The 22399-nt window shown below is 45.9% G+C and carries 19 protein-coding genes and 2 tRNA genes; 11 read left to right on the top strand and 10 right to left on the bottom strand.

The window, feature by feature from the left end:
• Positions 1-181: 181 nt before the first annotated feature.
• Both ribH and hisF read right to left on the bottom strand, forming a co-directional pair.
• Positions 182-721 carry a 6,7-dimethyl-8-ribityllumazine synthase gene (gene ribH / locus ACR64G_RS11560; protein ID WP_435979428.1) on the bottom strand — a complete coding sequence of 180 codons (540 nt, stop codon included), beginning with the start codon at positions 719-721 and terminating at the stop codon, positions 182-184.
• Between the two features lie 193 nt (positions 722-914).
• Entirely contained in the window at positions 915-1697 is a 783-nt protein-coding gene (gene hisF, locus ACR64G_RS11555) for an imidazole glycerol phosphate synthase subunit HisF (RefSeq protein WP_435979427.1), read from the bottom strand.
• 97 nt (positions 1698-1794) lie between these two features.
• Here hisF and ACR64G_RS11550 point away from each other — a divergent pair, with 97 nt between their 5' ends.
• From ACR64G_RS11550 to ACR64G_RS11535, 4 genes are all read left to right on the top strand, one after another.
• Positions 1795-2655 carry a class II glutamine amidotransferase gene (locus tag ACR64G_RS11550; RefSeq protein ID WP_435979426.1) on the top strand — a complete coding sequence of 287 codons (861 nt, stop codon included), beginning with the start codon at positions 1795-1797 and terminating at the stop codon, positions 2653-2655.
• 113 nt (positions 2656-2768) lie between these two features.
• Positions 2769-4046: a homoserine kinase gene (locus ACR64G_RS11545; protein WP_435979425.1), complete on the top strand. Its 1278-nt coding sequence runs from the start codon at positions 2769-2771 to the stop codon at positions 4044-4046.
• Positions 4047-4124: 78 nt separating this feature from the next.
• Positions 4125-4574 (top strand): hypothetical protein, encoded by a 450-nt coding sequence (locus ACR64G_RS11540; protein WP_435979424.1) that lies wholly within the window; start codon positions 4125-4127, stop codon positions 4572-4574.
• A 57-nt stretch (positions 4575-4631) separates the two neighbouring features.
• On the top strand, positions 4632-5537 hold the full coding sequence (locus tag ACR64G_RS11535) for a class II glutamine amidotransferase (protein WP_435979423.1): 906 nt from the start codon (positions 4632-4634) through the stop codon (positions 5535-5537).
• On the opposite strand, the gene ACR64G_RS11530 is transcribed toward ACR64G_RS11535, so the two are convergent.
• Both ACR64G_RS11530 and ACR64G_RS11525 read right to left on the bottom strand, forming a co-directional pair.
• Positions 5534-6076 (bottom strand): YchJ family protein, encoded by a 543-nt coding sequence (locus ACR64G_RS11530; RefSeq protein WP_435979422.1) that lies wholly within the window; start codon positions 6074-6076, stop codon positions 5534-5536. The genes ACR64G_RS11535 and ACR64G_RS11530 overlap by 4 nt on opposite strands.
• A 19-nt stretch (positions 6077-6095) precedes the next feature.
• Entirely contained in the window at positions 6096-6821 is a 726-nt protein-coding gene (locus ACR64G_RS11525; protein WP_435979421.1) for a metal-dependent hydrolase, read from the bottom strand.
• A gap of 111 nt (positions 6822-6932) precedes the next feature.
• Here ACR64G_RS11525 and ACR64G_RS11520 point away from each other — a divergent pair, with 111 nt between their 5' ends.
• Complete coding sequence (locus ACR64G_RS11520; RefSeq protein WP_435979420.1) at positions 6933-7928, top strand: DUF3025 domain-containing protein; 996 nt, start codon at positions 6933-6935, stop codon at positions 7926-7928.
• Positions 7929-8197: 269 nt separating this feature from the next.
• On the top strand, positions 8198-11026 hold the full coding sequence (gene acnA / locus ACR64G_RS11515; RefSeq protein WP_435979419.1) for an aconitate hydratase AcnA: 2829 nt from the start codon (positions 8198-8200) through the stop codon (positions 11024-11026).
• 130 nt (positions 11027-11156) lie between these two features.
• Here acnA and ACR64G_RS11510 read toward each other — a convergent pair whose 3' ends face one another.
• Positions 11157-11324 carry a LysE family transporter gene (locus ACR64G_RS11510; RefSeq protein ID WP_435980719.1) on the bottom strand — a complete coding sequence of 56 codons (168 nt, stop codon included), beginning with the start codon at positions 11322-11324 and terminating at the stop codon, positions 11157-11159.
• Between the two features lie 156 nt (positions 11325-11480).
• Between ACR64G_RS11510 and ACR64G_RS11505 the strand changes: the two genes are divergently transcribed.
• Entirely contained in the window at positions 11481-12380 is a 900-nt protein-coding gene (locus ACR64G_RS11505; protein ID WP_435979418.1) for a DMT family transporter, read from the top strand.
• 98 nt (positions 12381-12478) lie between these two features.
• Here the strand turns inward: ACR64G_RS11505 and ACR64G_RS11500 are convergent, their stop codons facing one another.
• The 5 genes from ACR64G_RS11500 to gltX form a co-directional block, all read right to left on the bottom strand.
• The gene (locus tag ACR64G_RS11500) at positions 12479-13537 is read right to left on the bottom strand and encodes a hypothetical protein (RefSeq protein WP_435979417.1); all 1059 of its coding nucleotides are present in this window, start codon (positions 13535-13537) and stop codon (positions 12479-12481) included.
• 431 nt (positions 13538-13968) lie between these two features.
• Positions 13969-14044 (bottom strand) — tRNA-Glu (locus ACR64G_RS11495).
• Positions 14045-14200: 156 nt separating this feature from the next.
• Positions 14201-14276 (bottom strand) — tRNA-Ala (locus ACR64G_RS11490).
• Positions 14277-14418: 142 nt separating this feature from the next.
• A complete protein-coding gene (locus tag ACR64G_RS11485; protein WP_435979416.1) occupies positions 14419-14928 on the bottom strand; it encodes a hypothetical protein in 510 nt (169 codons plus the stop codon).
• Positions 14929-15088: 160 nt separating this feature from the next.
• Positions 15089-16627, bottom strand: coding sequence for a glutamate--tRNA ligase (gltX, locus tag ACR64G_RS11480; RefSeq protein WP_435979415.1), 1539 nt, complete (start codon positions 16625-16627; stop codon positions 15089-15091).
• A 364-nt stretch (positions 16628-16991) separates the two neighbouring features.
• On the opposite strand from gltX, the gene rsmH reads away from it, so the two are divergent.
• The 4 genes from rsmH (at position 16992) to ACR64G_RS11460 (ending at position 22399) form a co-directional block, all read left to right on the top strand.
• Positions 16992-17951, top strand: a complete 960-nt coding sequence (gene rsmH, locus ACR64G_RS11475) for a 16S rRNA (cytosine(1402)-N(4))-methyltransferase RsmH (RefSeq protein ID WP_435980718.1) — start codon at positions 16992-16994, stop codon at positions 17949-17951.
• 186 nt (positions 17952-18137) lie between these two features.
• Complete coding sequence (ftsL, locus tag ACR64G_RS11470) at positions 18138-18620, top strand: cell division protein FtsL (RefSeq protein WP_435979414.1); 483 nt, start codon at positions 18138-18140, stop codon at positions 18618-18620.
• Complete coding sequence (locus tag ACR64G_RS11465) at positions 18617-20677, top strand: peptidoglycan D,D-transpeptidase FtsI family protein (protein WP_435979413.1); 2061 nt, start codon at positions 18617-18619, stop codon at positions 20675-20677. The genes ftsL and ACR64G_RS11465 overlap by 4 nt, the downstream gene beginning before the upstream one ends.
• A gap of 69 nt (positions 20678-20746) precedes the next feature.
• Positions 20747-22399, top strand: coding sequence for a UDP-N-acetylmuramoyl-L-alanyl-D-glutamate--2,6-diaminopimelate ligase (locus ACR64G_RS11460; protein ID WP_435979412.1), 1653 nt, complete (start codon positions 20747-20749; stop codon positions 22397-22399).

Raw genomic sequence — 22399 nt, 5'->3', positions numbered from 1 at the left:
CTCAAAAATAGAGCTAAAATGGCCGCTTTCACTGTCGTAAGTGGTATAAAAATATAATGTTAAATAGTAGCAGACTGGCAGAGATGACAGTCAGGTTAAGCTTGTGAATGCTAGAGTTATTGTGGAATCAACAGCCCTAGCACTTATTACTCTTTATCAGTCGTTATAAAGCAATCGCTAATTAAGCGTCATCGCTATCATTGCGGTCATCATAGTCATCATCAATATCTAATTGCGATAACACCGCTAGCATCTCAAGTACGACCATCGCCGCATCGCTGCCTTTGTTACCCGCTTTGGTACCTGAGCGCTCAATCGCTTGCTCAATGCTATCGGTGGTCAATACACCGTTGGCGACAGGAATATTGTAATCCATAGCCACACTACTAAGGCCTTTGGCTGATTCGCCCGCTACAAAATCAAAATGCGGCGTGCTACCACGAATGACCGCGCCCAAAGCAATAATCGCATCAAAACGGTCAGACTCAGCAGCGCGCTGGGCGACGAGTGGTAACTCATAAGCACCTGGTACGCGAACGACGGTGATATTGCTACCTAATACGCCGTGACGAAGCAGAGCATCAATAGCACCATCAACTAATGACTCAACGACAAAAGCGTTAAAGCGACCAACGACGATACCGATACGAGCGTCTTCATTTTGATGCAAGTTACCATCGATATGAGTAATATTATCGCGTTGCTGCTGTAAATTTGACATAGAGATATCCTTAAGTTTATAAATATTGATAAGCGTTAAGATGCAATTGAATGGTTAGTTTCAGTCATAACTTGACTGTTAACTAACTAGCAAACTAATAAAAATAAATGAGTGGCGCTATGATAGCATTTTTACACCTTTATTTGTGGATTAGCTGATCCTTGTAAACTTAATACGAATGCCCTTAAACGCTCTACAAACGCATAGTTATCCCTTGCGCTGCCATGTACGCTTTGGCCTCGCCAACAGTAAACTCGCCGAAGTGAAAGATACTGGCTGCCAGTACTGCATCGACGCCGCCTTGCAATACGCCTTGGGCTAAATGCTCGAGGTTACCGACGCCGCCTGAGGCAATAACAGGAATGTTGACTTGATCGGTAATCTGCTTCATTAGCGCTAGATCATAGCCCTTTTTGGTGCCATCACCATCCATTGAAGTCACTAATAACTCGCCTGCGCCCAGATCTGCCATTTTGCTCGCCCAAGCAACAGCGTCAATACCGGTCGGTTTGCGCCCACCATGGGTGAATATTTCCCAGCGCGGCACAAGAATGCCGTTCACATCGATATCGGCAACGCGCTTGGCATCGATAGCAACGACGATGCATTGACTGCCAAATTTCTGCGCCGCCTCCCCAACGAACTCTGGCGTAAACACCGCTGCTGAATTAATCGCCACTTTATCCGCGCCAGCATTGAGCAAATTGCGAATGTCGCTAATTTTGCGCACGCCGCCGCCAACGGTCAAAGGTACGAACACGGTTTCTGCCATGCGCTCAACCGTGTGATAAGTGGTATCACGCGCGTCACTGGTGGCGGTAATGTCCAAAAAAGTAATCTCATCTGCGCCTTGCTCGTTGTAGCGACGGGCGACTTCGACGGGATCGCCTGCGTCTATGATATCGACGAATTGCACGCCTTTGACCACGCGTCCATTGTCCACATCCAAACAGGGAATAATACGTTTTGCTAGCATAAAACCGCCTAATAAGTCGCATAAGAATACAGAGGTAAAAACCACACAATGCTATGATACGCGTTACCTTTTTACAAAACAAACCCAAAGGCTCTTTATGTGTCAACTGCTCGCCATGAACAGCAAAAATCCTGCTGACATCCGCTTTTCTTTCACAGGTTTTCGTCTGCGTGGCGGTGTCACCGATGACCATACAGATGGTTTTGGTATCGCGTACTTTGAGCCAACAGGACTGCGTCATTATTGTGACGATCGCTCAGCGATGGACTCGCCACTGGCAGAACTAGTGAGCCAAACCCGCATCAAAGCGAGCAATACTATCGTCCATATTCGTCAGTCTGATGATAGCCTACTCAGTAATGCTCACCCCTTCGTCCGTGAGATATGGGGCGAGCCTTGGGTGTTCTCACACAACGGCAAAATGACAATTCAAGAGGCGATGGATGATGATCCTATTAGGCAGGGTACCAGCCGCTATTATTGTCCCATTGGCGATACCGATTCAGAATTTGCCTTTTGTTATATGCTAAATCAGCTCAAAGAGCGTTTTGAGCACAAGCCTGATGATGAGACTCTCTATGCTTTTTTGACCGAGCAATGCAGATTTTTGGCGGGTTATGGGCTGTTTAATTGTCTATTATCTAATGGCGAGTGGATGCTCAGTTATGCCACAACCTTGTTGTTCCACGTTACGCGCCAAGCGCCTTTTGCCTCTGCGACTTTGGTCGATACTGATGTTAATAATGAGGCCACCATGGACTTTGCGCAAATCAATAGCGATGACGATGTCATGACCGTAATTGTGACCACGCCGCTTACGCGTGATGAGAACTGGCAACAGCTGGCAGTCAATGAATGCGTCATATTTAGAGACGGCAGTATCATTCACCAAGACATCCCTCATGAGCCTGCTTATCTCTCAATAGAAGAAGGACTTGAGATTGCTAAGAACGCTTAGTCTGTCTTGCGGTGACTGGCATACTGACTTGTTTCACGCTTGATCGTAGATTTTCGGTATAATGTCGCCTAAAATGCTCCCAACATTTACATGCCGCTATTAAAGAGAAGCTTATGTCTGTTTATACCCAGTTGACTGATGATCAATTTGCCGCCTTTTGCTCAAGTTTTGGGGTGTCGTTTGCTCGCGCCATTCCGATTACTCAAGGTATCAAAAACTCGAACTGGTTTATTCAGACCACAAGCGATGTTGAGGGTCAGTACTCCTATGTATTTACCTTATTTGAGGAGCGCCCGCCCGCCGATATCGAAAAAATGGCGGTGATTTTGGGTCAATTGGACGGCACTTTGCCTGTTGCCGCGCCCCTGCCTATTATCGAGAATGACTCATCGCAAGCAGCTATTAGTGACGACAACAGTACTGATTATAAAGACAATGATAAACGCTACGTCATTCATTACGAAGACAAAGCCATCACCGTTGTGCCGTGCCTGTCAGGCGCGCACCCTAAGCAAACGACTACAGCGATGTGCTATGAGATAGGCGCGGCGCTAGCGATGTTGCATGAGACTTTGCAAGAACTGCAACCTAGCGAAGATTATGGCGTCGCACTATATCCATGGCCAGAGGTACGTGACCGCGAAATACAATTTATGCCAAGTGATGAAGCCAAATTGATGAGTGATATTTGGCGTTCTTATAGTGAGTTGCCACTGGATAAATTGCCCAAAGGTTTATGCCATCTCGATATGTTCGCGGACAACACTTTGTGGGACTTGACTAAAGGTAACGAGACACTCACCGGCTTATTAGATTTCACCGAAGTGAGCGTCGATCATTATGTGATGGACATCGCTATCACGATTAATGACTTTTGTACCACATGGGGCGATGCCGAACAAGGCGAGTCCGTTGATTTTGATCGTCAAAAGATGACCGCGTTCTTACAAGGTTACGAGTCCAAACGCGTGCTTGATAGTGACGAGAACCGCGCACTACCAGTCCTGCTGGCAAAAGCGGCGGTTATCTTTTGGTTATTACGTCTAAACGTCATTCATTACAACCGTACCGAAGGGCGCAGTGGCGATAACATTATGGTCAAAAACCCTGATCTTATGAAGCGCTTGGCCGCTTATCACTACTCGCACGTCGAAAAAGATCAGGCTACGGTATTTGTCCTCGAACATACGCGCTATACGGATGACGATATGGAAAAAGAGATCGCCGACTTTAAACTCATTGGTGTGTTTGCCAGTGAGTCTCAAGCACAGGCCGTAATCGTGCAACTTAAGACGCAGCCAGGGTTTGATGAATATCCGAATGGTTTTCATATCGACGAATATCCACTCGGTCAAATCAACTGGTCTTCAGGTTTTGTGGTTTATGAATAACTTACTTATCGCTCTCTAAAAACGATACACTAAGATAATGACCCCTCTTTTGATGGCTCTACGAAAGGCGTTTTTTAAGTGACACTATTGGTTATCAAAACTTTGGTTGCAAAAAGGGTCAAAAATATTTTGGCTATCAACTTTTCGTTGATTACTCGCCCAGCATACAAGAGTTTGACGGCTAAACCTAACGTACTTAACGCGGCAACTAAGGATGACTCCATGACTGATCAAGTCGATAATTGGCATAAGCTGGCTCGTTTTGATACCAATATGCAAGGCGAATTGAATGCCAACTTACTGCGTAATAATGGCATTACCGTCTCGTTGCAAGCGTTGAGCGCTATCCCAGGAATGAACTCAGGCGTTGTGCTGTGGGTACAAGACACGGATTTAGCGCAATCTCAGCGTATCTTAAGCGGTGTAAGTACGGCAACGGATGGGGAGGCACTTCTTGAGCAGATGAGCGACGCAGAGCTAGGGATTGTGCCTGATACGCGGATAGACTCAGTAGCAAAAGATAAGTAATTATGCAATTTTAGGAAGCAACCAAGTATTGAAGACTATCGAGGCGGAAGCAGATAAATGTGTCAACTTTTAGGAATGAACTGTAATACCCCAACCGATATCGGCTTTAGCTTTGCAGGCTTTCGTCGCCGCGGCGGTATGACTGATAGTCATGAAGATGGTTTTGGTATTGCGTTCTTTGAGCGTGGTGAATGTGCGCTAAGTGGTACTACCAATGCTTCAACAGGCCTACGCTTGTTCCATGACAATCGTCCAAGCCATCTATCGCCCGTTGCTGACTTGGTCAATAACTATCCCATCAAAGCGATGAATGTCATCGCGCACATTCGCAAAGCGACGCAAGGGCAAAATTGTCTGGCGAACACCCATCCGTTCGTCCGTGAGGTTTGGGGCGAGCAGTGGGTATTCGCACATAATGGTCAGATGAGTAGCGATTTTGTCAAACGCTGCCAACGCTTGCAGGATAATGGCAACGCCTCGCACTGTCAGCCTGTGGGTAATACTGACTCTGAAATGGCGTTTTGCTATCTTATCAATCGCCTAAAGAGCAGCTTCAAATCGCGTCCTGATAACGACACACTATTTAACTTTTTGACCACTCAGTGCCGTTATCTATCAGCCAACGGCCTATTTAATTGCCTTATATCGAATGGTGAGTGGCAACTGGCATACGCGGGTAGCTTACTGTTTTATCTCACACGCCAAGCGCCGTTTGGCGAGGCAGAACTCGCTGATGATGAGATATCCATCAACTTCGGTGATGTGACTGATGATACGGACAAGACGACGATCTTAGTCACCGTGCCACTGACCAAAAATGAGAAATGGCAACAGATAGCGGTCAATGAATGCCTAATATTCCAAAACGGTGACGTCGTCTATAAGAACAGCCCAAGCCAGCGTAAGTTTTTGACGATCGACGAAGGCATTGCGATTGCGCGGGCGGTTGGGGCGAGTGTTTAGACGTATAGTCCACAACAGCGCTTAAACTTCTCACCTGATCCGCAAATACACGGCTGTTTTTGACTGATATTTATCTCAACCGTGGGATCCAAAAAGTACCAGCGCTCACTGTTATCTGCTCTGCTTTTAACCTTCAAAAAAGTAGAGCGCTCATGATGCGCTTTTAAGCCATCATCCTTATTCTCAGAGCTGTTAAAGTACGCCTCAAACTCAACTTGCGCATGGCGCTTACCCAGCTTGGCTGTGTGCTCTAAGATTTCTAATCCTGCCCAATTGGTCGCGCGTGCCCAAGACTCAATCGCATTTATATCAAGAAAGTCCTGCTGCGCAGGCAGGGTAGTCTTGACGATATAATCAGGTTTTAACATGACAAAGGCGCTATAACGCGACCGCATCAAACGCTCAGCCGTCTCAGCTTGTATCGTCGCCGTATCGTCATTGAGCAGACTATCATGATAAGGCTGACAGCAGTCACTGTAGGCTACAGGCTTCGTCAAAAAATCTAATTTTGGTGAAACTTGGCAGGGACATGGTGGCATAATTTACTCTTATGATTTTTCATCTGTTATAACGCAAAAAGTCTTCTAGCACCGCAGGCAACATACCGACTCTAAGCTGCGTCCAAGGTTCAGGATCGCGTAGCTGTTGCCAAAACTCGGTAAAGGGCGGCGCAAAATATATCAGTAGAGCAATCAGGACATAGAGCAGCACGTACCACCATTTATCTTTGTGCGCATAAAACTTCATCGCTGTACCCGATGAGCGCTTCATTGTCATGCCCATTAGATTGACGCTGTAGAGTTCATCTAACGCTAAGTGCACCATCGCCCCGCCAAACAAAAACAGTCCAAAGAACCAACTAGCTGTCAAAGCATTGCCGAGTACGTAGTAACTTAAGCTTACTAGCCCCAGACCCAACACTGCCATATAAGGTACGGAATGAATGACACCGCGATGTACCGTCATACGCGTAAAAATACTAAAAACCACGTAACGCATAAACCCATAACCTGCAAGCCACAGCCCTACAAGGGCGAGCAAACTTAGCTCATCACGCCAATGCATCACAAGACCAAAGGCAAACACAAATGACATTAGATTAAAGCCAAGCTTGATCGGAGTTGAGTTATCAGAGTCCAGATCAGGTAACAGACCCCCTATGGTGCCAAGCGCCACGCATAACAAAAACCCAGAGTCATCGATTAATCCCGCTTTATAAATTGTCAGTGCTACAAGTCCACTAACGGCAAACGCGCCGTTTAAATGAGTGTTAAAATTCGCCATAAATACTCGTCATAAATGCTACTGGTCACTGATGTTAAATGAGACTGCGCCTGCTAAAAAAGCGCTTTATGATACCATAGACAAGCCAGATGCCTGCTAGAGATAATTGCTATGATGCCTACTGATCTGATCCTTGATGTTCATTCGAACACCGCAACAACACCCAAAAAATCACTCGATAGTCGCTTCGCTAAAATTGACTGGCACGCGCCATGGTTATGTCATTTGAGTCAACTAAGCGGTATCAGCCAAACGATAACGCAACTAAGTGCGACAGATAAGGGCGCTACTCTTGACCGTACAGAGCATTTGGACATCATCGCTGACATCTTAAACTCAGCTATAAAGAAGCAAAGTAACGATTCAAAAATGCCTCAACCGACCATCAAACCTGCGGCGTATAACGATACTCACGCGCTCAAATTTGTCTCACAAAACGCGCTACCAGAAGGCGTAGGGTACGAGCACTTTATCGGTACGACAGGTCGTATTCCAACGCGCAATAATCTACATGATTTATTTAACGGTAGCATTTGGCTCACTTTTCCTAAGACCAAAGCCGTGCTTAATTATTATCATATGCTAAAGCTTGCAACCGATACACAGGAGCATAATACTGGTGCGACTCGAGGGCGGGTTCGCGATACTATCACGGTATTTGATGAAAACGGAGCAGTGCTAGTCACCTCAAACCCTAGTATTGGCGACGCCTTGACCTGTTTCGATTGGCAAGGTAGTTTGATTGAGACGCGACACCATTGGGACGATCCAACGCAGCCTAACGCCGATGCGCAAGCGGCGGTTTATATTTTTGGTCATGCGCTACTTGAGCAGTTGATTACGCCGCGCAAGCCTTTATGTGCGCACAGTGTCATCATCCAAGTAAGCCAAGATTTTTTTGTATTATCGATGTCTGAGCGTATGACGTTACTCGATGACAAGCTTGCCCGTTATATGCATGAGTTATTATCAAATGAAGCCGTCTCACCACGTTATTTATCACCGCTACCGATACTAGGCGTGCCACGATTTTGGGCTGAAAACAGCGATCCTTGTTTTTATAATGATAGCTATGTCTTTCGTAGCGGTCGCTTGCGTCAGAAATAAATTTTGTCTTGGTATTAGCCTACTAACTTTTGCTTTGTATCACTCTTTAGTTACGATTCTGCCACCATTTGCCTACGCTCAGTCATTAACATCTGTAAGCTTATTTGTTATGGTAAAAGGATATTACTGTTAACGGTTTATAGTTCTGTTATCGTTTTTGTTAAGCTTTTATTTATAAATGTTAAGCTTTTAAGCTGATAGCTAAAATTTAAACGACTCATAATAATGATAATTTGTAGCCACCTATAACCAAAAGAAGGAAGCAACTCATGAGTGATATCTTTGACGTAAAAGACACCCTATCAGTCGATGGCAAGGAACATGCCTACTACAGTCTGCCTGAGCTGACCAAAACTTATAGCAATATTAGTAAGCTGCCATATTGCATGAAAGTCGTATTAGAAAACCTACTGCGTAACGAAGACGACGGTCAATCTGTCGGTAAGAACCACATCGAAGCGGTTGCCAATTGGGATGCAGGTGCTGAAGCTTCAAAAGAAATCGCCTTTATGCCTGCTCGCGTCGTTTTGCAGGATTTCACTGGTGTGCCATCGGTCGTCGATTTGGCAGCCATGCGTGATGCCGTGGTTGAGCTGGGCGGTAAAGCCGAGCAAATTAACCCGTTTATCCCTAGTGAATTGGTCGTCGATCACTCCGTACAAGTGGATGCTTATGGTCGCGAAGATGCGCTAGATTTGAACGAAAAGATCGAATTTAAGCGTAATAATGAGCGCTATGAGTTCTTGCATTGGGGTCGTAACGCCTTTGAAAACTTCGTTGTCGTACCGCCAGCGACCGGTATCGTCCATCAGGTCAACCTTGAGTATTTAGCACGTGTGGTGATGGCTGCTGACGTAGATGGAGAATTAACCGCTTATCCTGATACGGTGTTTGGTACTGACAGCCATACTACGATGATTAATGGTATTGGCGTGCTTGGTTGGGGCGTGGGCGGTATTGAAGCAGAAGCTGCCATGCTTGGTCAGCCATCATCAATGCTGATTCCACAAGTCGTTGGTTTTGAGATGACGGGTAAATTAACCGAAGGCGTCACCGCCACGGATTTAGTATTGCGTGTGGTTGAAATGCTACGTGCTCATGGCGTAGTCGGTAAATTCGTCGAGTTTTATGGTAAAGGCCTACACAGTATGCCGCTCGCCGATCGTGCGACGATTGCCAATATGTCACCAGAATATGGCGCAACTTGTGGTATTTTCCCAATTGACCAAATGGCGATTGATTATCTGCGTCTATCAGGCCGCGACGAAGAGCAAATCGAGCTGGTTGAAAAATATGCCAAAGCACAAGGCATGTGGCACGATGCCGACACCCCAGCAGCGACCTATTCAAGCAACTTGCATTTAGATTTATCATCGGTACAGCCTGCGCTTGCTGGTCCTAACTTGCCACAACAGCGTATCAACTTATCTGATATGCATGAAAAATTTGGCGAAACCTTAGAAAAAATGACCAAAGATCGCAAATCGGAAGTCGAGGGTAAAGTACGCTTTGACCAAGAAGGCGGTGAGCAAGAGCAAGCCGAGACCTTGGCCGCAAAGCCAAAGGTCAATAATAATCAAAATGATGGCTATCAGCCTGCCAATGGGGTTTTCTCTACTGTTAAGATTGATGAGACAGACCACAAGTTGCGCGATGGCTCAGTCGTTATCGCAGCGATTACCTCCTGTACCAACACCTCAAACCCTGCGGTGATGATTGGTGCTGGGTTGGTAGCGAAAAAAGCAGCAGCAAAAGGACTTAAAGCCAAGCCTTGGGTAAAAACCTCATTGGCACCTGGTTCTAAAGTCGTCACTGATTACCTAGAAAAAACCAAACTGATGGATGAGCTGGAAAAAACAGGCTTTTACTTAGTCGGTTATGGTTGTACGACTTGTATTGGTAACTCAGGCCCGCTGCTCGAATCTATCGAAAAAGGTATTGAAGAAAATGACTTGGTCGCTGCGGCTGTACTGTCTGGTAACCGTAACTTTGAAGGTCGTATTCACTCGCATGTGAAAGCAAGCTACTTGGCGTCACCGCCATTGGTCGTCGCTTATGCACTCGCTGGTACGGTCGATATCGATATGACTACGCATCCGCTAGGTCAAGACCAAGATGGCAATGATGTGTTCCTAAAAGACATCTGGCCAACATCTGACGAGATCAATGAGCTGATTGCCAACAATATCGATGCTGAAATGTTCCGCAAAAACTATGGCGAAGTGTTTGACGGTAGTGCTGCTTGGAACGCCATTAGCTCAGCCGATAGCCAGCTGTATCCATGGGATGAAGGCTCGACATATATCAAAAACCCACCGTTCTTTGATGGTATGACCATGGAACCAGACGGTATCCGTGATATCGAAGGCGCACGCATCTTAGGTCTGTTCGGTGATTCAATCACGACCGATCATATTTCACCAGCGGGTAATATCGACCCAGACTCGCCAGCAGGCAAATACTTGCAAGAGCGCGGCGTCATGCAAGCCGACTTCAACAGCTATGGCTCACGCCGTGGTAATGATGCGGTCATGACTCGTGGTACTTTTGCTAATATCCGTATCAAGAACACGATGATGGGTGGTCGCGAAGGCGGCTATACCTATTACTTCAAAGGCGACAGCGCCACGCTACAAGACGGTGAAGAAATGGCCGTTTATGATGCCGCGATGCAGTATAAAGAAGACAAGCGTCCGCTCGTCGTCCTTGGCGGCGCGGAGTATGGTTCTGGCTCTAGCCGTGATTGGGCAGCTAAAGGTACTATTTTGCTCGGCGTAAAAGCGGTACTGACCAGCTCGTTTGAGCGTATTCACCGCTCAAACCTAGTAGGCATGGGCGTGTTGCCATTGACCTTTAAAGAAGGTGAAAACGCTGAGACTTACAAGCTCGATGGTTCAGAAGTGATCAGCATTAGTGGTCTCGATAATGGTGAAAGCAAAACCGCTAAAGTCACCGCTACGCGTGCTGATGGATCAGCAGAAACCTTTGAGGTTAACGTCGGTCTACAAACGCCAAAAGAGCGCGAATACGTGCGTCATGGCGGCGTGTTGCACTATGTGCTACGTCAATTGGCGGCTGAGAATAAAGACGCTGCTTAATGATTGATTAGAGTTAGAACGAGAAAAGCTCAGTTTTTATGGCTGGGCTTTTTTATGGAAGTTAATTTTAGGGTAGCACTGTGCCTTAGGAAACCTATCCTACTTTTCGCTATTATCTGTCTCGCCCTTTCTAAGTAAGTAATTTAACTCCCAAGCCAATAAATACCAAACCACTGACTCTATTCAAAATAGATTTAATCGCTGGATTCTCTCGCAGCTTTTGACTAAATTGTGCAGCCAATAACGCCAAACACAAGCACCAAACAAAACCAGTTACAGCAAAGGTTAGTCCCAACATTAAAAATGACAACAAGCATAGTCTTCACAAAGAAGACTAATAACCCATAAATAAACCACCGCTTTGACGCTTAAAAAGTTATCATCAGCATGCTTTTATAACTACGAAATAACTTGTCCAAACCTCTATATCAATAACCGCTAAATTGAGCCAACTATGAGCAGACGCGACCTTATTATTTTTATTAGCTTGTCTTTTATGTGGTCGCTATCCTTTATATTTTATAGGGTAGGCGTGCCAGAGTTTGGCTCAATGTCATTTGCAAGCTTGCGCGTGATATTTGCAGGCATTACAATGCTGGCGTTTTTGGCTTTTAACCCAAGCCATATAAGAGCAGTTGGCAAACATTGGAAACTACTTACTGTCGTGGGCTTGGTGTCTACGTCGATCCCTTTTGTGCTGTTCTCATATGCGGCGCAATCAGTGAACGCGGGGGTACTTGCGGTACTTAATGCTTCGGTACCGATGATGAGTGGTTTTATTGCGAGCACCTTTTTTAATGATAAGCTCTCAAAGAAGCAAACGTTGGGTCTGGTGATAGGTATCATAGGCGTTGTAATATTAATGAGCGAGAGCTTGTTTGGCGGCGCAGCCTCAGATTTAGGTGCAAGCTTGATACCGATGGGTTATGCTTTGCTCGGCTGCGTGGGCTATGCCATTGGTGCGAATGTCACTAAGAACTATTTGCAAGATACCTCGCCTATCGCTATCACTATTGGCGCTATGCTCATTGCAAGCATTGTCATGCTACCCGTCGCTATTTATGAGTTCCCCTATGGTCAGAGTATTAGTCTAAAAGCATGGGTGTCTGTCGTCTGTATTGGTGTGTTTTCAACCGCCATTGCGTTCATTTTTATCAATGAGCTGATCAAGAGCATCGGCCCTATGCGTGCTACTAGTATTACCTTAGTCATTCCGATATTTGCGATTATTTTTGGTTATATACTGTTGGGCGAAGCTTTAGATACCGCGGCTATCATTGGCTCAGTCGTCATATTAGTAGGGACGTATTTATCACTGAATTTATCTTTGAAAAGCTTTACAGGTTCTCATTAATTATTTAGTTGATAATACATCCTGATAAAAACCGAGCATAAAAAAAGCCTAATCATTAAGACTAGGCTTTTTTATTGATTGACTTTTAAGGCAAGTAATTAACGAACATTGTCACCATAAGTGACGATTGGACGATCTAAGCGATGCTTAGTTGCAGCACTTTTTGCGCCAGCGATAGCCGCGACAAAGGTCAATAGCGCGCTGATTAACCAGAATAGGCCACTGTACAATGCCGCTTTACGAGCCACATCTTCAGCTTGTTGCAAGTTCTGATCGACAGTCTGCTGTGCTTGAGCGATATACTGCTCAGTTTTCATCTTATACTCATTGAATGATTGCGTGACTTCATTGCGTACTTCAAGCGCTTGTGCTTCAGTCAGGCCTTCAGCTTGCAGGCGAGTAATCAGATCATCACTTTTCAATGTCTGCTCAATTGATGCCATACGCTGTTTGGCATAGTCATCAATGTTACGCCAAGTATCGATACTCGTGAAGTCCATATCAGCTACGTCACCTTGAGTCTCATTAATCATTTGCTCAACGACATTGGTGGTTGCAGCGATTTGCTCTTCATTCAAGTTTTGAGTATTGTTAGCTACTAAGGCGTTCAAGTCTTCTTTGCTGATGTTACCAGAGACCGTTTGATACGCTTGCTGCGCACGTTGTTGGAGCTGCTCAATGGTGCTATCTGGCGCGGCAACAGCTGCCGTACCTACTGCTGATGTTCCTGCTGCGGCCACGCCGCCTGCTGTCTTGGCTACAGTGCTGACTGTACCACCAATAGCATTACCTGCTGACGCTAGAATGCCAGTCGCGCTACTCAAGGTAAAGAAGGTTGTGAATAGTATGATTAACGCGGCAGTCAACATACCCGTTAGGCTGGCGTCTTTTGGATCAACATCAGTGCCGTCACCAAATATAGCTTCTGGTGCCGAAAATTTAATCGCAAAGTAACCTGCGATAAACGCGCTGACTAAAGCAGTTACTGCAGCATATATGCCGCCTGCAATACTCGTACCTTTCAAATCAAAAGGGAGAAAAGAGCTTAGTACCAGCGCAAGAGCAATCATCGCCATGACGACAATCAGTCCCATAACGAGACCGGCTAATACACCGCGCCATGATGGGCGACGCTGAGATGAATAAGTAGGGGTCATAACCATTCCTTTTAAGTAATGCATATCAATCAGTATAAGGTTGAGGTATTCACTATCCTCAAATACATAAATTAAGTACTTATACCAGTAATTAGGTAGTGAATATACGGCAAGCTTAGCCAAAAGCGACTAATATTAGTAACACTATTAGGTAGTGAATCACAAGCATCTTGTGTACAAGTGTTAACCTATGTCACTAAAAAGGAGGTATGTAAGATTGTGTAAAGATATCAAGATAAGCTATTGAAAGCGATAACTATTTTTTAAAATAAATGGACTTTTACGTAACTAATTGAGACGATTACATCATTAGAGATAGAATCGATAGATACAAAAAAGCCCAGTCACATTTATTATGACTGGGCTTTTTTATCGCGCTTACTAGTCTTATCTCATGCTAGGCAAAAGGGCTAGCAAATGACGCCAAATAGTGGCGTCCCCAGGGGGATTCGAACCCCCGTTACCGCCGTGAAAGGGCGGTGTCCTAGGCCTCTAGACGATGGGGACGCATAGAGTGTTACATTTGATGCTATTAAACATCGTAGCAACGGTCAATCACAATATCAGAGTACTTGTTATAAGTAATATAAAAAGTCTTGCCTAGGTGCTGATACTGCCTCTTAACTGTTTTATCTAAGATAAAAGAATCTAACGATAAAAATATGGTGGAGCTAAACGGAGTCGAACCGTTGACCCCTTGCATGCCATGCAAGTGCTCTACCAACTGAGCTATAGCCCCTCGCTAAGAGTGAGCGTATTTTAGGGAATAGCTAGGTTGTTGTCAATAGGTAATTTTGGGAATCGTGATAAATACGACTAAAGATTGTAGAGTATGCTCTGTTCATACTGTATTCGACTTCCCTATGTACTCTAGTAAGACGCTAAATAGCATTTCCACCAGCACTATTCCAAGCTTTGGTAAAACCCATTACTGGAAAATATGTTTTTTCACTATTAAATTGAATCTCAATAGGCGAAGTAGCTATTTTAAAAAGATTGACAACATAACTATGTCCACGATCTGTTTCGGGAGTCATACTCAAATAGAAGTTACCTGTATCATTATACTTTTTGCACCACTGCAACATTTTTACAGCTTGTCCATTGAATATAATAGTACTATTTTTAGGGATATTACTTTCATAGCTGCAAGTACTATTTCCTAAGGAAGAGTGGTCAGAAAAGTAGATTCTTTGATTTCCTGTTCTAGAGTGATTTATTTCGGCTTCAAAATACTTAACTTCATCATCATAATCACTCTTATACTCAATTAATGCACTACCATTCAAAAGCTCATCCCAAGACATATAGCTTTCTATTTGAGTTGAATGACTTTGTGTTATCAAAAAGCAAGCTAAAAACAATGGTGCAAATATTTTCATAGATTTCAAGGTTTCAGTCTCCAAATAGATTTTTAATATCAAACTAAAGTTGTATATTACAATAATTTATATTTCTTTTGGAAAAATAAACTGAAAAATAGCAAGTCCTACTTTTATAAAACCTGCCTTCTATATTTATAAGTACTTAGTATTCAATAGATTTCACTGTTTAGCCATTCTCTTCACGCGCGAGCAAATCCGGCAACGCTGCTGCCGTCTTCTCAAGCTTTTTCAGCTTTTTCTTACCCAAACCGCCAAGCACGTCAATAGCGTGACGCAAGCGAGTCATTGTCATATCCGCCCCGATGATCCACATGGAGTTCATAACGGGCGTGGATGATGAGCTACCTGCAATAGCGATAAAGAACGGCGCAATAAAGTCGCGCATCTTGATATCAAGCGCCGCTGACATGCCTTTGACGATAGCATAGATATTGTCTTCAGACCATTTAGGCAACGCCTCTAATTGCCAAAGGGTCAGTTGTAGGATCTCCATGATCTGCTCAGCCGTGAGCGTTTTATGCGTAAAATCTTTGGCGGTAATCTCAGGCAAGTTTTGAAAGTAAAATCCGCCCCAGTTGATCGCGTCAGAAAGTAGCTCAATTCTTGGCTGAATAGCGGCTGCCATGGCGGTGAGCTTGTCGCTATTATTCGCCCAGTCGAGTATTTTGTTTTTTAGCTCCTCAGACGTGAGAGCGCGTAGCCATTCACTGTTAAGCCAATTGAGCTTTTCGATATCAAAGATAGGTCCGCCCAAAGACACTCGCTGTATATCGAAGCTGGTGATCATCTCATCAAGGGTGAATTTTTCTTCGTCGTTCGGCATTGAGTAGCCCATACGGCCTAGATAGTTAAGTAGCGCTTCGGGCAATACGCCTGCGTCGCGGTAGTAGGTAATAGAGGTGGGGTTTTTGCGTTTAGAGAGTTTAGATTTGTCAGGGTTACGCAGTAGCGGCATGTGACAAAGCACTGGCATCTCCCAGCCGAAGTACTCGTATAATAATTGATGCTTGGGCGCAGAGTTGAGCCATTCTTCACCGCGCATAACGTGGCTGATCTCCATCAAATGATCATCGACGACGTTGGCGAGATGGTACGTTGGCAGACCATCGGTCTTGAGCAAAACCTGCATATCCACTTGCTCCCATGGTATCTCAACCGTACCGCGCAGCATATCTTCAACTTGACATACGCCGTCAGAGGGCACACGCATACGAATCACAAACGGCTTGCCATCGCTTGCCATCTGGTCCGATTCTGCGCGCGTCAAATTAGCATAGCGACCATCGTAACGAGGCGATTCGCCATTGGCCATTTGTGCTGAACGCATCGCATCAAGCTCCTCAGCGGTGCAAAAGCAGCGGAAGGCATGATCCAAATCTAGTAGTATTTGCGCGTGTTCTTTGTAGATATCAGCGCGCTCGCTTTGACGATAGGGTGCATGTGGCCCGCCAACATCAGGGCCCTCGCTCCAATCAAGTCCAACCCAACGTAGCGCATCCAAAATCATCTGCTCAGAGGATTCAGTTGAGCGCGCCTGATCGGTATCTTCGATACGCAGGATAAACTCACCGCCATGAGCTTTGGCAAAGGCTAAGTTAAATAGCGCAATATAAGCGGTACCGACATGGGGAAATCCAGTAGGTGAGGGCGCAATACGAGTACGGACAGGGCGATTGGATCTAGCGGGACTGGTAGTTTGGGTCATAAGGGTCTCAGGGTATTATTGTTGATTAAAAAATAGGCAATTAAAGAGTAGGCCATCAACTCTAGAAATAGCGTAAAATATAGCGCTAGTATAGCAGAGCGTTTCGATATTTTTAATGAAAAGCCGCTCTAGCGCTTGACTCACCGTGTATCCTTGCGATAATAACGCAAGCGGTATGATAACTTGCTTATTTTTATCTTTTTTTTACTACTACTGACCGCGTTTGTTTTATTACTAAGCGCGTAGGTCGTCATTTACTGAGTGATTTGTGTCCCTATTAGATTCTAAGTCCGACTCCACTCCGGATACCGCACCTGTTCTATCAAGCGCAGTACGGACGCTAGATACGGACGAGTTAAGTTTCATTCATGATGCGGTGTTGTTACCAGAGGCTGTCGCTGCGGTACTGGGCGTCAAGTCCTTGCCAAAGACAAGTAGCGTGCAAGCGAGCGGCATCTATGTGGATGCAACCTTTGGGCGCGGTGGTCACAGCCGTCTGCTACTAAGCCAGCTGTCTGATGATGCCAAGCTCATCGTTTTTGACAAAGACCCAACCGCCATTACTGTGGCACAAGAGCTTGCAGCAAAAGACAGCCGCGTGCATGTCATTCATGAGAGTTTTGCCACTTTGACCACTAGTTTGGCAGCGCTGAATATTACCCAAGTTGATGGACTCATGGCTGATTTGGGTATCTCCTCCCCGCAGATTGATGACGGTAGCCGCGGCTTTAGCTTTATGCGTGATGGCGTGGTCGATATGCGTATGGACACCAGTCGTGGGCAGTCGGTAGGTCAGTGGCTCGAAAAAGTCGATGATGAGACGCTTGCCAATGTGCTCTATGAGTTTGGTGAGGAGCGTCATAGTCGCCGTATTGCTCGCGCCATCAAGCAAATGAATCGTTATGAGTCGACGCTTGAGCTGGCAGAAGTGATTAAAGTGGCCCATCCGAACTGGCAGCGGGGCAAGCATCCTGCGACCCAAAGCTTTCAGGCAATGCGTATCTTTATCAATAATGAGCTCGGTGACGTTGATAGCTTTTTGGCACAGAGTATTGCTATTCTAAAGGCAGGCGGACAGCTCGCTGTCATTAGCTTTCACTCGTTAGAGGATCGCCGTATCAAGCAGTTCTTGCAGCGTCATAGTAAGGGTCAGTATCCAGAAGATGAGAAGCTACCAATGCCGCCTAAGCGTCCGCGGTACTTTAGTAAGCCTAAACGCGTAGGCCCAAGCAAAGATGAAACTAGCCAAAACCCGCGTGCGCGTAGTGCGTGGCTACGGATGGCGACTCGTACCGATACAATCTACCACGACAATGAAAAGTAGCGGCTGTTAACATGGATAACGACTAACAGCGAAGCAGATGCATAGCATGAATGGCTACGCAGCTGTTAAAAAGCGGTAAACATTCTCTGTTAAGCTGCTTCACTTTTAAGTTGTGCCTTGTTTTTGTTTCATATCAGTTTTTATATTAGTTTTTCTTGTATTTTGTATCTATTCTTTGAGAGCGTGATGGCACCTTCTGACAAATCGAGCAAGCAGCACCCTACCTCTACCGCCAATATGGATGTCGGTGAACTCTTTGCCAAACGCTTTAATGTCGTCAGTATCTATGTGGTCATACTATTACTGCTAGCAGGCGCGATCATTTGGAGCGGTATCAAAACCGCTGAAAACGTGCAGCAATATCATCAGGACTACAAAACCTTGCAAGACATGAAAAAACAAGAGCGCAAATTGCAAATTGAACATCAGCGCCTATTGATTGAGCAGCAAACCTTTAGCGCCACCCCGCAAATTGCCAGTCGCGCGGTCTCAGAGCTGGGTATGTACTCGCCCACACTTAAAGACAAGCTTATCATTCAGCCAGGTGTGGCAGCCGTGCTACCGAGTACTGCGACAAATGAGCAAGAGTCTTTAGCGACTGAAGCTACCGATACAGCAACAGAGGACGCGCCGCAAGCCCGTACTGATATCTCGGAGGCGGCGCTATGAGCACCAAAAAGCCTCAGTCCAAAGCTAACAAAAACAAAAAACCTGCCAGCGGTAAAGTCATCAAACCCCTTCGCCGCGCCAGCACTGCCAAATCAAGCAATGCGGCGAATAATCGTAAAACAAAATTATTCGGTCGTCTAAAAAAGAACGAGAGCGAAGGCGCTTATACCAGTGTCAAAAACCGCAAAAAGATCGCCTTTAATAAAGCCTCAGGGGCTTCTACTCGCGGTGGATTTGAGGATGATAAAGACCGTTTTCGCCTGATTTGGGGTATTGCTTTTGTTGTCTTGATACTGCTGATAGCACGTGCCTACTATGTGCAAGTCATCAATGCTCAGTTCTACCAAGATAAAGGTAATGAGCTCATCACCAGCACTCGCACACAAAAGTCTTATCGGGGTATGATTACCGATCGCAATAATCTGCCTCTTGCGGTTAGTGCGCCTCTTGCGACTGTCTCCTTTAGTCCGCACGATTATGCGCGTGAATACTATGAGATCAAACGCATTATCTTGACTAATCCAAGTAGTCCGCAATTACGAGCGCGGATGGAGCAGCGTCTTAAAGACATGGATTTGACCATTTTAGCCGCTGCTGCCAATATCCCGGTCACTGAATTGCAAAAAGTGACAGCTATCGACGATAGTGTTGACGTCACTGACCCTGACGCGGTAAAAGCGGCGCTACCTTCTGGTGCAGGGTCACATTATCTACCGCTACTCAATAAGGTGACGCCTGAGATTGCGCAAAGTGTCAGCGCACTAGACTTTACCGCTGTATACGAAAAGAACTTCTTTCAGCGTTATTACCCGCAGCCGCAGCCGAACTCTCAGCTGCTTGGATTCATGGGTCAAAACTCTGATGACCCTGAGGGCGGTTATGAGGGACGTGCGGGTATCGAGCGTCAGTATGAGACCGCGCTCGCTGGTGATGATGGCAAAGTATTGGTTCTAAAAGATGCCAAACAAAACAGTCTAAAAGAGATCAAGCAGCTCGAACCTGAAATCGCAGGCAAAGATGTGGCGCTGACGATAGATTCGCGCTTACAGTATTTGCTCTACAAGGAGCTTGAAAAAGCGGGGCGTTTACAACAAGCGCGCTGGTCGACAGGGATGATCGTTGATGTGCAGACAGGCGAGGTACTGGCGCTCTCGACATGGCCGTCCTTTAACTCCAACGATCTCAACGAGATGACAGGTGAAAACCAACGTAATCGCGCCGTGCTTGATGTTTTTGAGCCAGGTTCTGTTATGAAACCGTTCACAGTCGCAGCGGCTCTTGATTCTGGCAAATACACTGCCAACTCTTTGATTGATACCAATCCTGGCTCTATCCGTGTGCGTGGTTATACTATTCGCGATCATAATAATTTGGGCATGATCAACATGGCAACGCTATTACAGAAATCGAGTAACGTTGCCTCTACCAAGATTGCGCTGTCACTGCCGCCAGATGCTATTACCAATATGCAAAGGCAGTTTGGTTTTGGTGCAAAAACGCCCTTACAATTTCCTGGTGAGGGCAGTGGTCTGGTTGTTACGCCAAAAGAAAAAGAAACCGCAAGACGAGCAACGGTCAGTTATGGTTATGGTCTACAGGTGACGCTTGCGCAAGTGGCGCAGGCCTACTCTGCACTAGCCGCAGGCGGCGTCATGCATCCGCTGACTTTGACTAAGAGTGATAAACCACTGCCCAGCAAACGCATTATGGAACATGAGCAAGCGATGGCGATTGTTGAGATGTTAGAGGCGGTGACTGAACCTGGTGGTACCGCAAAAGCTGCGGCGATCGATGGCTACCGCGTCGCTGGCAAAACAGGAACCTCACGCCGAATCAATCCTGATGGCGGCTACTATACGGATCAGTACCGTAACGTCTTTGCAGGTATGGCACCAGCATCTAATCCAAGGCTAGTTGGTGTCATGTTGGTTGAAGATCCGCGTGGTCAGATCTATGCAGGCTTGACCGTCGCGCCTGTCTTTCACAATGTGATGAAAGAGGCGCTACGTCTGTATAACGTACCATTAGACAAGCCCTTGCAGACTACAGAACCATAAAAAATTTAAAATAGAGCAACACCTGTAGATCTTTACATTGTCTCTAATTTTCCCTTTTAGGAGTTGTCCATGACTGAGTCAAATCATAGCCTAGTTACTTTGCAGCAGTTGATGGACAGCACAAATAACAGCGACGATAAGGGTATACCGCTCCGCAAGTACATAGTAGACATGCTAGTAGAGATATCAGTCGCTACTATACCCTTTAATCAATTTCGATTAGATAGTCGTCAAATGGTAGCAAAAGATGTGTTTGTACTCCTAAAAAGCCAGACGCCAAATTGCCAAAACAGCCGTTACTATACCGAGCAAGCCGCACAAGATGCAGCCTTTATATTATCCGAGATTGACCCTCAAGCTTTATTCACCAAAGCTAATGTTCCGCCGCATAGCCGTATCCAACTCAATGATGGTCAAGATACGCTCGCGTCATCACTATCTTTATCCGCTTTGCCTTGTCCTATCCTTTATATCCCTAACATCCGTGATTTTTTGGGTGATTTAATTCAAAGCCGCTTGCAGTATCAGCAGCCTATCACTTTACCGACAGTAGTTGCGGTAACGGGTACTAATGGTAAGACCACAATTAGCCAGTTGGTCGCTCAACTGACTCAAATAGTCGGGATGAGTAGCGCTGTGATGGGTACCGCAGGCAATGGACGCTTGGGCGCATTGGTGCAAGCCAGTCATACCACAGGAGATGCTTTGGCGGTACAGCAGTTTTTGTATCAAATGGGTCAAGAGCAAGCGGACCTGCTCGCGCTTGAGGCCAGCTCACATGGACTCGATCAACAGCGTTTGCAAGGAATGCCTGTGAGCGTTGCTATCTATACCAATCTCTCTCGCGATCATCTAGATTATCATGCTGATATGAGCGAGTATGCGCAGGCAAAAGCAAGATTGTTTGACAAAGTACACTTTCCAGCGCTGACTCATGCCATTATCAACAGCGATGATGAGCATGCGCAAATTATGATAGATACAGCGAAAGCGAGTGATCTTATTGTATGGACGTATAGCTTGCAGCCTGAAAAGTCAGCAACTTTTATGGCAACTCGCATTGAGCCTAGCCTTGACGGTGTCGAGATCGCCTTGCATAGCGAGTTTGGGGATATTAATATTGTCAGCCCCTTACTAGGACTTTTTAATGTCGCCAATTTACTCGCCGCTATTGCTGCCGTTGTCGCTTTGGGTGTAGATATCCATCGTATTGCGAGCGCTGTGCCTGAACTACAAGGCGCTATCGGACGTATGCAACGCGTGCCATCGACTGCGGGTTGCTTCATCGTTGATTATGCGCACACCCCCGATGCTTTGAGTCAAGTGCTCAGTAGTCTAAGAACGCATTGCGACGGGCAGTTATGGGCGGTATTTGGCTGCGGCGGTGATCGTGATGCTGGTAAGCGTCCTTTGATGGCGCAAGCTGGATTATCAGGGGCGGATAGGGTGGTATTGACCGCAGATAATCCGCGCACCGAAGACCCCAATGTAATATTGCAAGACATGCAGACGGGCATGACAGAGGCGCAATATCAGCGCACGCATATTGAACCTGTGCGTCAGCAAGCGATTGACTATGCGGTGACTCATGCCAAGCCCAATGACATTGTAGTGATCGCAGGTAAAGGCCATGAAACGTATCAAGAGATCAATCATGTACGTCATGACTTTGATGACAGTGTGGTCTTAGCGCAAGCGCTTAATGAATCCGGTCGCGCCTGA

It is taken from the genome of Psychrobacter sp. DM4, assembly GCF_051307035.1.
Lineage (GTDB): Bacteria > Pseudomonadota > Gammaproteobacteria > Pseudomonadales > Moraxellaceae > Psychrobacter.
This window is presented reverse-complemented; position numbering and strand designations above follow the sequence as displayed.